Source organism: Ruegeria sp. YTSA219, assembly GCF_059609985.1.
Genome location: NZ_JBXWMT010000001.1, coordinates 213855 through 226198 on the forward strand (window position 1 = coordinate 213855; position 12344 = coordinate 226198).

Consider the following 12344-nt stretch of genomic DNA (forward strand, 5'->3'; position numbering starts at 1 on the left):
TGTGGCGTCGTTTTTGATCTATCCAGTCTTTTTGATCTTGGCCCGGATATCAAGGCCAACAGTTTCCTTTACGAGGTCGGAATAACCCGAGGCGCCAAATTCGTGACGGTTCAGTGAACCGCTGAGTTGGATGGAGAGGTTATTCAAGTTGTCTCGGGCGCTGCCGGGCGGGCGAAAAATATTGGCGCGCAATGTGATTGGTCGCGTTACGCCACGCAAGGTCAGATCTCCTGTGATCTCGGCCCCGTTCGAGATACGTCCACCGTTGCCAAGCTGAATATCGGTCGAGGTGAAATGAATTGTGGGAAATCCTGTGGCGTCCAGAACCCCAGCGCTGAGCATGGGTTTGCGGGCAAAGGGCAGGTTGGTTCGCGCCTTGGCAACGTTCAGCGAAACATCCACCCGGCTGTTGGCCAGGTCGGTCATGTCAATTCGGATATCTGCAGATCGTATCGGCATGGTTCCGGACTGTGTGATTCCGGACAGCTCGAACGTAAAATCTACGGAAGTGCCATTGCGGACCAGTTCATAGGGACGCAACCCGGCCAGAGCCGGGTGCGCAAATGGCAGGGCGGTCAACCCGGACAGTACAGCGCGCCTTGTCAGTTGGGTCATATCATGACCTCCTGCCTGCGGGGCCGCGATCGCCTTAGCAACATCAGCAGGATAACGATGTTCAGCCCGTTCCAGAGGATGCCATTAATAAAGGCCAGTTGATAATTTCCGGTTAAGTCGTAAATCCACCCGGACATCCATCCGCCCAGTGCCATGCCCATGATGGTCATCATCATGACAAAGCCAACGCGTGCTCCGGCCTCTTGTGGGGGCATATATTCACGTACGACCAGCGCATAGCTGGGGACAATGCCGCCCTGCGCCAGACCGAACATGAGGCTGATAATGTAAAGTGAGGCCATCCCGTCATAGGGCAGGAACAGAAATAGGGCGATACATTGCAGGAAAGAGCCGACCAGCAATGTCATCAACCCGCCTAGCTTGTCGGCGACCAACCCCGAGATCACTCGGCTGACCACGCCGCCCAGCAACATCAGCGAGAGCATCTCGGCCCCGACCGCCGGGCCATATCCGAGCCCGACGCAGTAGGACACGATATGGACCTGCGGCATCGACATGGCCACGCAACAGCCGATTCCGGCCAGACCAAGAACGTATTGCAAGCTGCGCGGCGATATTCCCACGCTGCGTGCGTTGATCTGCGCATTGGCGGCGGCGGTTTGATGGGCCTCGATCGGGACTTGCCGGCGCAACAGCAGAGACAGGGGGATGACAACGAGCAGCGTTATGACCGCCAGCGTCAGATAGACCTGCTGCCATCCCTCACGTGCAAGGATGCCTGACAGAAGCGTTGGCCAGATCGCCCCGGACAGGTAGTTTCCGCTAGCAACCAACGCCACCGCAATCCCGCGGCGTTTCATGAACCAGTGTGAGATATCCGCGATCAGAGGGCCAAAACCAACAGCCGTGCCCAACCCCAACAGCAGATGGGCCAGTGACAAGAGCAGCATATTCGGCGCCCATGTTGCCAACAGATAGCTGACCGCGCTCAGAAGGGCGGCACCGATCAGTGCCTTGGTCACGCCTAACCGATCAACCAGTTGTCCCAGCCACATGTTCCCCAGTGCAAACCCGATCATCGACAAGACATAGGGAAATGAGGCTTCGGCCCGACCGGCGCTGAATTGCGCCTCGATCGCGGGCATCACGACGATTACCGCCCACATGCCTACATTCGCCACCGTAGCGATTGCGAGGGTGATCAGAAGGCGAAGCCAAGAATAGCGGCTGTCATGGATTGGATGGCTCATACCGGAACGCTAGGGTTGGATGTGGCACTTGGCTAGTCACAAGTGCCGTGAGCCGCGTAACTTATTCCCCCCAATACACATCTTGGGCTTTGATCCGCGTCAGGTTCAGCCCGGCATGTGGCTTGGTCTGGGTGGCCTGCCAGCTGACCGGGGGCAGGGCGCGGGCGCGACGGCGAGTCAGGGTCCAGCAGGGAACCCCGGCGTGATGATCCGCAGCCATGTGCCAGCGGGTTTCAACCCCCTGTGCGCCGCCATCGCCAGGGGTCAGTAGCAGGCCAAGCGGGGCTGGCCCCATCGTGCCGCCTTGTTCCGCGGCCAGATGCATCCGTCGGACCGGCGTCAGGCCGGGCGCCTCGGGCAGATCGCAGATCACCAGTGGGGTTGCCCCGCTGCGCAACGCTTCTTCCATGCACCACAGCAGGTCCTCGGCATGGTTGGGGCGGGCAAACAGGAACCGAGCAGGATCGGCAAAGGCCATCATCCCGCCTGGGTGCAACTGGCTGGCCTCCCACGCGGGGGAAATCCACAGAACCGGCCCCTGTGCCTGACCGGCCAGCCACATGGCAAAGCTGCGCCGGGCGGGGCCGCAGGCCTCGTGCACGCGGGCCAGTTGCAGGGTGATCTGCGGATGGAGATTCAGCCCTGCCATTTGTCGTGCGGGTTTGCGGCCAAGAAGATGTGTGGACATGCTATTACTCTAGCATGTTCTTATTATGTTCTCAATATCGAGAGGGCATCAGCGCGACAGGATCAGACGCCCATCCGCGAATTGAATATTCGAGAACCGGTGCAGGTAATCCATGCCAAGCAAGGACTGATCCAGCGCACCTTCATTCACCCAGGCCGAGACATTGCGATCCGTGATCGGCCCCAGTTCAAGGCTGTCCAGCCGTATCGGGGCGGTGCGCACCTCGCCATTGGCCGTCAGGGCCCGCCCGAAATAGTTCAGCTGATCGGGGTCAACACCGATGCGTCTGGCATCCGCCTCGTTCAACACAATCTGGCTGGCGCCGGTATCGACCAAAAAGGTGATGGGCTCTCCGTTGACCAGAACCGGTAGATAGTAGTGCCCGTCATAGGCGCGCGGCACCTCGATGCTTTCGCCGGTCACGGTCATCTGCGGGGCAGGGCCCACAGTGCTGCGGATATCGCCCCATAGTCCATAGGCGGCAATGATGCCGATAAAAATAAACACCCAGGCCAGAGCCTGTTGCAACGTTTTGTTCAGGCTTTGCCGGTTCTGAGAGATAAACCAGGCCACGACCGCTGCGCCCAGCAATCCAAGATAGGCCAGATTTGCAATGCTGTCGCCGTCCATACCGCTACCTTACTGCGTCACTCGAATCCAATATGAGGATTTATGACGCAAATCCAAAGGCTTTTAGCCCATCCAAGATAAACTGAACTGACAAGGCCGCCAGCAGCATGCCCAACAGGCGGGTCAGCACATTCAGCCCGGTCTTGCCCAGAATTCGTGCCACCGCGCCTGAAGACAGGTAGGTGACGAACACCATCGCCACTACGATCAGCATCATGCCGATCACCACGGCCAGACCCTCTATGCCCGGATGCTGCCCGGCCAGCAGGATCATTGTGGCAATCGCGCCGGGTCCTGCAATCAGGGGAATACCCAACGGAAATACCGAAGGATCAGGATGCTCTTCTTCTTCGGCGCTGTTTTCGCGCCGCTTGGTGCGCCGTTCGAACAGCATGTCCAGCGCTGTGAGGAACAACAGAACGCCGCCCGCAACGCGGAACGCCTCCATCGAGATGCCAATAAAGCCCAGAACCGCCTCGCCGAATGCGGCGAACATGGCCAGAATCCCAGCCGCCGTCAGACAGGCGCGCACCGCTATTGTATAACGCGCATGCCGATCCATGCCTTGTGTCAGGGCCACAAAGATCGGCGTTTGTGCTGGCGGATCAATGACCACAAGCAATGTTGTAAACGAGGTTATGAGAAAGGCTGTATCCATCATGCTGCGGTCTCTGCCTGTTCCAACCGCTCTGCTGCAACCACCCAAAGCGCCTCGGCTTTTTGCATTGCCTCGACCACCTCGGAAAATTTCCGGTTCCAGGTCGCCAGGTCGTTGATCTTGTCGTCTTCATACAAACTGGGGTCCGCCAGTTTGGCCGAGAGCTTTTCGTGCATATCCGTCAATTTCTCGATCCGTTCCTCGCATTTGCGCAGATCGGCGCGCAAGTTCAGAACCGCCTCGCGCGATGGGCGTTTGGGCTTGGCCGTCAGCGGCTTTTCCTTAACAGGTTTGTCGCGGCCCAGCAGTAGGGACCGATAAGATTCCAGATCCCCGTCAAACTGTTTGACGGATCCGTCCGAGACCAGCCAGAGGTGGTCCGCCACCAGCGACAGTAGGTGCATGTCATGACTGACCAGCACTACGGCCCCGGAATAGGCGGTCAATGCCTCAACCAGCGCCTCGCGGCTTTCGATGTCCAGATGGTTGGTCGGTTCGTCCAGAATCAGCATATGCGGGGCGTCGATGGTGGCCAGCAGCAGCGACAGGCGCGCCTTTTGACCGCCGGACAGCCGCCCGACCTTGGTTTCTGCCTGATCGGCATTCAATCCGAACCCGGCCAAGCGCGAGCGCCACTTGCCCGGTGCTTCATTCGGGCGCAATCGGCGCAGATGATCCAAGGGCGTCTCGTCCACATGCAGCTCATCCACCTGATGCTGCGCAAAATAGCCGATGCGCAGCTTGGTGCTGCGGCTCATCTTGCCAGCCATCAACGGCAGACGATCAGACAGCAGCTTGGACAGGGTCGATTTGCCCTGACCGTTCTTGCCCAGCAGCGCGATACGGTCATCCTGATCAATGCGCAGGTTCAGTCTGCGCAGCACCTCGGTCTCGCCGTATCCCGTCACACCGCCTTCGATCTGAATGATCGGGGGCGACAGTTCTTCGGGTTCGGGGAAGGAAAAAGCGCGCAGAGCAGCCTCTTGCGGGGTCGAGACCAATTGAATGCGTTCGATCATCTTCAGGCGCGACTGGGCCTGAACTGCTTTGGACGCCTTATAGCGAAAGCGATCCACGAAGCTTTGCAGATGCGCGATGCGCGCCTTGGCCTTGGTGTTTTCCGATTCCGCCTGTGCCAGACGTTCGGCGCGGCGTTCCGCAAATTTATCGTAAGGCACCGCGTAATAGGTCAGCTTGCGGTCTTCCAGATGCAGGATCGACCCCACAGCGCGGTTCAGCAAGCCGCGGTCATGGCTGATGATGATCACCGTGTGCGGGTATTTCGCCAGATAGCTTTCCAGCCACAGAGCGCCTTCCAGATCCAGATAGTTGGTCGGTTCGTCCAGCAGCAACAGATCAGGCTGCGAGAACAGTACCGCTGCTAGCGCGACGCGCATGCGCCAGCCGCCGGAAAAGTCCGAACAGGGTTTCAGCTGATCCTCGTCATCGAACCCCAACCCCTTGAGGATCGAGGCTGCGCGCGCTTCGGCCGACCAGGCGTCTATATCGGCCAGCCGGGTCTGAATATCGGCGATGCGTCCGGGGTCCGTGGCACTATCGGCTTCAGTCATCAACGCGCTGCGCTCGGTATCGGCGGCCAGAACGGTATTGATCAGTGAGGCATCGGACGAGGGCACCTCTTGCGCCACGCCACCAATACGCGCCCGTTTCGGGACAGCGATACTGCCCGATTCCAGCGCCAGTTCCCCCCTGATCAAGCGAAACAGGGTGGTCTTGCCGGTGCCATTGCGCCCCACTAGCCCAACCTTGTGGCCATCGGGGATGGTTGCGCTTGCGCCCTCGAACAAAGGGCGGCCTTCAACGGCATAGGTGATGTCTTGAATCCGTAACATATGCTGCTCTTAGCAGAGCCGTTATGCCGCCGCCAGCAGCTTGCATGTTCAACCGGCATTCAATGTGTTAGCGCTGTTTTGCCTGAAGTTTTCACACGGTTCCATCATGCATACAGCCCGAACACCTCCGTCGTTGGTCACGCTGGTCTTTGCCACGGCGTTGTCGGTGCTGACGTTGAATATGTTCCTGCCATCGCTGGCGCATATGAGCGTGGACTTTCAGGTGGATTACGGCCTTATGAATCTGGCGGTTGCCGGATATCTGGCGGTTTCTGCTGTGCTGCAACTGATCATGGGTCCTCTGTCGGATCGATATGGGCGCAGACCGGTCCTGTTGATCTGCATGTCGATCTTCGTGGTCGCATCCATCGGCTGCGTGCTGGCTGGGTCAATCTGGGTGTTTCTGGGTTTTCGCCTCATTCAGGCTGTGGTCGTCGCCGGGTCTGTGCTGTCCAGCGCCTCAATCCGCGACCGCTATCCCCCCAACGAGGCGGCCAGCAAGCTGGGCTATGTCGCAATGGCTATGGCATTGGCGCCAATGCTGGGACCGATGTTGGGCGGCGCGTTGGACATGCTGTTTGGCTGGCGCTCGGGGTTTGTTCTGTATTCCTTACTTGGCACCGGTCTGCTGGCTTTGCTGTGGTTTGATATGGGAGAGACCAATATAAACCGCGCCCCAACATTCGCGGCGCAGCTGAAGGAATATCCGCATCTGTTCCGCGCCCGCAGGTTTTGGGGTTATGCCCTATGCGCGGCATTTTCGATCGGCGGTTTTTTCAGTTTTATCACCGGTGCACCGTTGGTTGCAGCTGCTTGGTTTGATCTGAGCCCCGCGATGCTGGGTCTTGGGATCGGCATTATCACCGGCGGGTTCATGGTCGGGAATTTTGTCACTGGCCGATTGGCGGCGCGGACGCAGTTAACAACGATGATCCTGATAGGGCGGAATGTGGCCACGGCAGGGCCGCTTTGCGGGCTGCTTCTGTTTTGGGTCGGGCTTGGTACGGTTTGGGTCTTTTTCGGCTCGGCCATCTGTGTCGGTTTCGGCAATGGACTGACCAACGCCAATGCATCGTCGGGCGTGATGTCGGTTCGTCCCAAACTGGCAGGCAGCGCGGCGGGCCTGTCAGGTGCAATGATTGTTGCGCTGGGGGCGGTTCTGACCACGATCACCGGCGCCTTTGTCAGCCCTGAAAACGGACCTTTTCTTGTGCTTGGCATGATGTGCGGGTGCAGCTTTATCGGCCTTCTGGCCGTGCTCTATGTTCGTCGGATCGACAGTCTGGACCCGTTGCCCAGCACATTGTGACCGGCAAAGCGCCGGAGCAGGGCATCATAACACTTTTCATAAGCTACAGACCATGATACGCGGCCCGCGATGGATTTCGGCGCGGGCCCCGCGCCCTATTTTAAGGAGAGGCCGACATGGCACTGGAACGCACATTCTCGATCATCAAACCCGATGCAACCCGCCGCAACCTGACTGGCAAGATCAACGCCAAGTTTGAAGAGGCCGGTCTGCGCATCGTAGCGCAAAAGCGCATTCACATGACCAAAGCACAAGCTGGCAAGTTCTATGACGTCCATGCCGAGCGCCCGTTCTATGACGAACTGTGCGAATTCATGTCGTCCGAGCCGGTTATTGTACAGGTTCTGGAAGGCGAAGGCGCCATTGCCAAGAACCGCGAAGTCATGGGCGCTACCAACCCCGCAGATGCGGCCCCCGGCACCATCCGCGCCGAGTTCGCTGAATCGGTTGGCGAGAACTCGGTCCACGGTTCAGACGCACCGGAAACCGCAGCGGTTGAGATCGCCTATTTCTTCTCGGGCATCGAACTGGTCGGCTAATCTGTTTTAAGATCAAGCCTATAAAGCCGCTCCCGGGGTCGGGGGCGGCTTTTTCTATGCGGGTTTCAAATCGTCCGAAGATATCCGGACGCCGATCGCATCCAAGTCGGCGATCATCTTCGTTTGCGGCGCAGTGCTGTTGCTGGCTTTGATTGCGTCGAACCTTTGCCGCAGGGCTTTTTTCTCTTCGCCTTTGCAATCGTTCCAGGGGCGGCCTTGCAGCCCCATCACCAAAACATAATAGCCGATGAAATGAGGGCGCGATCCTGCCTGCAAGAGTTTTGCATAGGCCGCGTCGGGGCCTATCTCGCGCAGTTGCTGGGCCGAGTGGATACCGGCACGCGCGCAAGCCTGTTCATAGGCCGGGCCGAGATTACGGATAGTTGAGATCGGGTCAGACATAATCGACGTTTTAACCGGTGTCAGAATTACTGTCACCCGATCCTTTTGCCTTGGGGGTCAGGGTTTGCGTGACAGACGGATTGTGGCCTCAAGCCCCGGGTCACAGTTGCGGGCGTCGAACATGCCTTTGTGCATATGTGAAATCGCCGCAACCAAAGCCAGCCCAAGACCTGCATTGCGCTCGGTTCTTGCGGGGTCAAGCGTCACAAAGGGCATCTGCAGGCGGGCCAGATCGTCCTGAGGAACCCCCGGGCCGCGATCCCGCACGCTGAGGTTAGCGTACCGGCCGTCATCCGCAATATTGATCGTGATGGTCGAACCATCAGGCGCGTATCGCAGAGCATTTTCCAACAGGTTGGACAGTGCCTGAGACAAAAGGGGGCGGTGGCCGGGAAGGGGGGCAGTTGACCCTGTAACTTCAAGTGTTACGCCCTGATCCGTGGCAACCGGATCATAGAGCTCGACCACGTCCGCCACGAGTTGATTAAGGTCGACATCTTCGAACTGCTCTCGCCCGACACCTGCTTCGGCACGCGAAATCTCAGTCAGTTGGCCCAGAACCCGCAGGACATGATCAACCTCGGTCGTCGCGCGCGCGATGTCGATTTCGCGATCCTGTTCGGATTTGCGGCTATCTGACAGGGATTCGACCCGCTGTTTCAACCGCGACAAAGGAGAGCGTAGATCATGCGCGATCGAATTCGAGGTTGTCCTTAGATTGCTGACCAACTCCTCGATCCGGTCCAGCATCGTATTGAGCGTACCTGAAACCTGATCGAATTCATCACCGGTCCCGCGCAAGGGCATCCTGCGCGACAGGTCGCCTGAAACGATATTTTCTGCGGTCGAGGCGATGTCAGACAGGCGCGAAAAGACGAGCCTGGTAAACAGCCAGCCTGTCAGGACGCTCAGCGCCAGCGCGATTGCCAGCGCGAAGCCGACCGAGCGTAAAAGAACACGGTCAAACTGCTGTCGTGCCAACGCATCCCGCCCGACAAGCAGGCGTTCTCCGCCCGGCAGACGAATGGATGCAGCCGAGATTGGCACCAGCTGTTCGCTGTCCGAGCGTCGCAGCTCTAGTTGGACCCAACCACTTCCGGCAGTGATGTCATCGGGCCATTGTCTCAGGTTGCCAGCCAATTTCGTCCCGTTGCGGTCGGTCAACAAGTAGAGGGCATCCCGTTCAGAGGCGGTGGGAATACGGCGTTCGATGGCTGTCAGCAAACCGATGAGCCCGCGCCTTTCGTATTCATCGGCCAGACCGGTCAATTCCGCGGAAACCACCGAGCGGGTTTCGCTTTCGATACTGCGATTTGCGGTGACATAGACAAGGGCCAGCACGGTGGCTGTCAGCAATGTGCTCAGAACCATGCTGGCCAGAACCAAACGCGTTCTGGAATTATTGAACGAAAGCCGTAGGTTATCCATCAGATATCATGTAACCTGCGCCCCGGACTGTTTCAATCAACGGGATCTCTCCGCCTTCATCCAATTGGCGGCGCAGTTTCGAGATATGGACGTCAACCACATTGGTGTTCGGGTCGAAATGATAATCCCAGACACCTTCCAGCAACATGGTGCGTGACACTACGCGGTTCTTGCGTCTCAGGAAGAATTCCAAAATCTGAAATTCACGCGGTGTCAGGGTAATCTCTCGCCCGTTGCGAGTGACTTTGCGGGTCAGCAAATCCATATCCAGATCGCGGCAGGTCAGGGTTGGGTTTTCCTCAGATTCCTGCGGGCGTCTTAACAGAGCTTCGATCCGCGCATGCAGTTCCTGAAAAGAGAACGGTTTGACCAGATAATCATCTGCACCGGCCCTCAGGCCTTTGACTCTCTCATCGACCGCGCTCATTGCGGTTAACATCAGAACCGGAGTTTTCAGACCCGCGGCGCGCATGGATTTGATCAGTGACAGGCCGTCTAGACCGGGCAGCATTCGATCCAGAACGATGGCGTCAAAGCCACCATCTGTGGCGTGATACAGCCCTTCGCGCCCATCCGCGGCCTGTTCGACGACATATCCTTCCTCGCTGAACCCTTTTGCTATGAATTCCCGGGTGTCTTCATCATCTTCAACGATCAACAGGCGTCGGCTCATGATCTGAAATCCTTTCTACCGGAACTTAAACACAATTTTTCAAACAAAGTACAAGATTTGACCGGTTTAGATGCCGGGTGCGTCGTTGCGCACCCGGCTGCTCCGGCAGATTGCGGACAATTCAATCATGCCAGAGAGGCGCCCGCCAGATCTCCCCATCACGTGGCGCGCGCAGGTGTTCGATCAGGCGATTTCCACCGCAACAAAGATCTGGTTGCCACCACGGTTGATCAGGACAAGCGCGGGATCAGTTTTTTCACTGTCCAGCGCGTCTTTCAGCGCGTCAGGAGTGGCCGTGTCCTGGTTGCCCAGCTTCACGATCACGTCGCCACGCTGAAGACCGGCTTTGGCTGCAGGGCTGTCCGGTTTCAGGTCCGTGACGATCACACCGTCAATATTCTCGGCCATGCCCAGTTCCGCACGGTTGGTTTCTGTTAGTGGTGCAACGGTGACGCCCAGGGCGGTGCCCGAAATGCCTTCATCCACTGACTTGTCAATTTCGGCCGATGCGGACTGATGCTGTCCAATCGTCAACTTTATGTCTTGCTCACTGCCGTTGCGCAAAACTGTAAGCGTGCTTTCTGTTCCAACCTTGGTAGTTCCGACAAGGATCGGCAGGTCGCTGCTGGACTCGACGGGTTCGCCGTTAAAGGTCAGGATGACGTCGCCCTGTTCCAGGATGCCTTCGGCAGGGCTGTTGGCAACAACGTCCGAAACCAATGCGCCGTTTGAGGCATCAATTCCCATCGCCGCAGCGATCTGAGGGCTGACATTCTGGATTGACACACCCAGCCAACCGCGGCTGACCTGGCCATCATCGCGCAGATCCGCGGCAATATGGTCCACAATGTTCGACGTGACGGCAAAACCTAACCCGACCGACCCACCGCTCGGGGAATAGATGGCCGAGTTCACGCCGATAACCTCACCATCCATGTTGAACAGCGGGCCACCGGAATTGCCTTTGTTGATGGCCGCATCCGTCTGGATGAACTCGGCATAAGGTCCCTGCGAAATATTGCGGTCCTTGGCCGATACAATCCCGGTCGTCACGGTCGAGCTGAGGCCAAACGGGTTCCCGATGGCGACAACATCCTCGCCCACACGGATCACATCGCTATTGCCAAGCTCTACGGCCTGAAGTGGCTCGCCCGCGTCGATCTTGAGAACCGCGATATCGGTCAACGGGTCGGTACCGATCACCTCAGCCTCAAAAGTTCGGTCATCATTGAGGCGCACGGTCACGGTCGCGGCATCGTCGACCACGTGATGGTTCGTAATGATGTACCCGGCTTCATCCAGCACAAAACCTGACCCCAAACCCTGAGAAGGACCACGACGGGGGGCATCGAACCCTTCAGGCACGCCAAAGCGTTTGAAGAATTCACCGAATGGTTGGCCTTCGAAATCAAACTGCTGTCCATTTTCCGGGCCCTTGGCGGCGTTTTGTTCCGCGATGATGGTCACGACAGAAGGAGACACGCTCTCAACTAAATCAGCCAGCGCTTCGTCAGCTTTCGAGGGCAGGGCAGTCGTCGCCAACAATGCCGCACTCAGCGCTGAGACGCCTAGCCAGTTTGATGTGCGTGGCATAAGAAGAGAGGATTTACGGATGCTCATTTTGGTCTCCTGATTGAAGCACGCGACATTGGCCGCGCCTTGGATCAAGAGATGCTGCATCAGTCTGTGACTTTCCTGATTGGTTGGTTAATAAATCTTAATTTTGCCACAAACGAGAGGCTCTATCCCGGCGTCGGGTGGCAAAGATTCGCGGAAATCTTCCGAATCATAAGGTGAGAATCGGTGGATTGTTGCCTGTTCGGCAGTCAAATGATGATTTTAGTTGAATTAAATCTGTTTGATAAACAAAGCGAGCGCTCAGAAATTGATGGATTTATGACACAGCCATTGGTTGTGAGTAGATCTGATGTCATAGGCTGAATTTGCCGGAAACATATCATATTATGAACATGTTATATATATGGTCTGTGATAAATGGAGTGTACTTGCATTTAGATTTTCTCGGACGAACAACCTATAGTAGAAACACATTGAGAGAAATGTTGCGTAAAAACCAAACTGATACATCAGAAAATGCAAGTTTAGGCCAATTTTACGTTGTTTGAGAGCATCTGATAGGTGACGATGGTCTTGCCCAAGCGAAGGGAAGTCGGCGGCACTAGGGGGTGCCAACGGCTTGTCACAGTCTCTGGAAGCGCTGAGCGGCATGTTAACGAGGGGGTCTTGTTTAGGTTCGGTTGCGGAATATTCGGAATGCCTAGTGTGTTCTGGACGCGCTTTCAGGATCAGTGAAAAGTGGTAGTCCTTAATTGGGTAA

12 protein-coding genes are annotated in these 12344 nt (G+C 57.3%); 2 read left to right on the plus strand and 10 right to left on the minus strand.

All coding sequences use genetic code 11. The features are described 5' to 3' along the window. Positions 1–18: 18 nt before the first annotated feature. The 6 genes from AC2FFB_RS01080 to AC2FFB_RS01105 all read right to left on the minus strand — a co-directional run bounded on the left by AC2FFB_RS01080 (position 19) and on the right by AC2FFB_RS01105 (position 5655). Positions 19–615: a YceI family protein gene (locus AC2FFB_RS01080; protein WP_281994730.1), complete on the minus strand. Its 597-nt coding sequence runs from the start codon at positions 613–615 to the stop codon at positions 19–21. Further along, positions 612–1826: an MFS transporter gene (locus AC2FFB_RS01085; protein ID WP_271946656.1), complete on the minus strand. Its 1215-nt coding sequence runs from the start codon at positions 1824–1826 to the stop codon at positions 612–614. Before AC2FFB_RS01085 ends, AC2FFB_RS01080 begins: the two co-directional genes overlap by 4 nt. Positions 1827–1887: 61 nt before the next feature. Further along, complete coding sequence (locus AC2FFB_RS01090) at positions 1888–2514, minus strand: ImuA family protein (protein ID WP_271946659.1); 627 nt, start codon at positions 2512–2514, stop codon at positions 1888–1890. A gap of 48 nt (positions 2515–2562) precedes the next feature. Beyond that, on the minus strand, positions 2563–3144 hold the full coding sequence (locus AC2FFB_RS01095) for a retropepsin-like aspartic protease family protein (protein WP_142634277.1): 582 nt from the start codon (positions 3142–3144) through the stop codon (positions 2563–2565). A gap of 40 nt (positions 3145–3184) precedes the next feature. Continuing rightward, positions 3185–3805 carry a MarC family protein gene (locus AC2FFB_RS01100; RefSeq protein WP_142634274.1) on the minus strand — a complete coding sequence of 207 codons (621 nt, stop codon included), beginning with the start codon at positions 3803–3805 and terminating at the stop codon, positions 3185–3187. Then, the gene (locus AC2FFB_RS01105) at positions 3802–5655 is read right to left on the minus strand and encodes an ABC-F family ATP-binding cassette domain-containing protein (RefSeq protein ID WP_142634272.1); all 1854 of its coding nucleotides are present in this window, start codon (positions 5653–5655) and stop codon (positions 3802–3804) included. The genes AC2FFB_RS01100 and AC2FFB_RS01105 overlap by 4 nt, the downstream gene beginning before the upstream one ends. A gap of 106 nt (positions 5656–5761) precedes the next feature. Between AC2FFB_RS01105 and AC2FFB_RS01110 the strand changes: the two genes are divergently transcribed. Further along, positions 5762–6964 (plus strand): multidrug effflux MFS transporter, encoded by a 1203-nt coding sequence (locus AC2FFB_RS01110; protein ID WP_271946668.1) that lies wholly within the window; start codon positions 5762–5764, stop codon positions 6962–6964. A 116-nt stretch (positions 6965–7080) separates the two neighbouring features. Next, the gene (gene ndk, locus AC2FFB_RS01115) at positions 7081–7503 is read left to right on the plus strand and encodes a nucleoside-diphosphate kinase (protein WP_142634270.1); all 423 of its coding nucleotides are present in this window, start codon (positions 7081–7083) and stop codon (positions 7501–7503) included. Positions 7504–7557: 54 nt separating this feature from the next. Here ndk and AC2FFB_RS01120 read toward each other — a convergent pair whose 3' ends face one another. From AC2FFB_RS01120 to AC2FFB_RS01135, 4 genes are all read right to left on the minus strand, one after another. Beyond that, the gene (locus tag AC2FFB_RS01120) at positions 7558–7905 is read right to left on the minus strand and encodes a TfoX/Sxy family protein (RefSeq protein WP_496687709.1); all 348 of its coding nucleotides are present in this window, start codon (positions 7903–7905) and stop codon (positions 7558–7560) included. A 57-nt stretch (positions 7906–7962) separates the two neighbouring features. Further along, positions 7963–9333, minus strand: a complete 1371-nt coding sequence (locus AC2FFB_RS01125) for a sensor histidine kinase (RefSeq protein WP_282027448.1) — start codon at positions 9331–9333, stop codon at positions 7963–7965. Beyond that, the gene (locus AC2FFB_RS01130) at positions 9326–10006 is read right to left on the minus strand and encodes a response regulator transcription factor (protein WP_142634264.1); all 681 of its coding nucleotides are present in this window, start codon (positions 10004–10006) and stop codon (positions 9326–9328) included. Before AC2FFB_RS01130 ends, AC2FFB_RS01125 begins: the two co-directional genes overlap by 8 nt. Before the next feature lie 183 nt (positions 10007–10189). Beyond that, positions 10190–11626: a Do family serine endopeptidase gene (locus AC2FFB_RS01135; protein ID WP_496693262.1), complete on the minus strand. Its 1437-nt coding sequence runs from the start codon at positions 11624–11626 to the stop codon at positions 10190–10192. Positions 11627–12344: the final 718 nt, after the last annotated feature.

What these genes read in the sequence shown, in the direction of transcription:
- AC2FFB_RS01080 (WP_281994730.1), bottom strand. Translation starts at nt 615, where the DNA reads ATGACCCAACTGACAAGGCGCGCTGTACTGTCCGGGTTGACCGCCCTG.
- AC2FFB_RS01085 (WP_271946656.1), bottom strand. Translation starts at nt 1,826, where the DNA reads ATGAGCCATCCAATCCATGACAGCCGCTATTCTTGGCTTCGCCTTCTG.
- AC2FFB_RS01090 (WP_271946659.1), bottom strand. Translation starts at nt 2,514, where the DNA reads ATGTCCACACATCTTCTTGGCCGCAAACCCGCACGACAAATGGCAGGG.
- AC2FFB_RS01095 (WP_142634277.1), bottom strand. Translation starts at nt 3,144, where the DNA reads ATGGACGGCGACAGCATTGCAAATCTGGCCTATCTTGGATTGCTGGGC.
- AC2FFB_RS01100 (WP_142634274.1), bottom strand. Translation starts at nt 3,805, where the DNA reads ATGATGGATACAGCCTTTCTCATAACCTCGTTTACAACATTGCTTGTG.
- AC2FFB_RS01105 (WP_142634272.1), bottom strand. Translation starts at nt 5,655, where the DNA reads ATGTTACGGATTCAAGACATCACCTATGCCGTTGAAGGCCGCCCTTTG.
- AC2FFB_RS01110 (WP_271946668.1), top strand. Translation starts at nt 5,762, where the DNA reads ATGCATACAGCCCGAACACCTCCGTCGTTGGTCACGCTGGTCTTTGCC.
- ndk (WP_142634270.1), top strand. Translation starts at nt 7,081, where the DNA reads ATGGCACTGGAACGCACATTCTCGATCATCAAACCCGATGCAACCCGC.
- AC2FFB_RS01120 (WP_496687709.1), bottom strand. Translation starts at nt 7,905, where the DNA reads ATGTCTGACCCGATCTCAACTATCCGTAATCTCGGCCCGGCCTATGAA.
- AC2FFB_RS01125 (WP_282027448.1), bottom strand. Translation starts at nt 9,333, where the DNA reads ATGGATAACCTACGGCTTTCGTTCAATAATTCCAGAACGCGTTTGGTT.
- AC2FFB_RS01130 (WP_142634264.1), bottom strand. Translation starts at nt 10,006, where the DNA reads ATGAGCCGACGCCTGTTGATCGTTGAAGATGATGAAGACACCCGGGAA.
- AC2FFB_RS01135 (WP_496693262.1), bottom strand. Translation starts at nt 11,626, where the DNA reads ATGAGCATCCGTAAATCCTCTCTTCTTATGCCACGCACATCAAACTGG.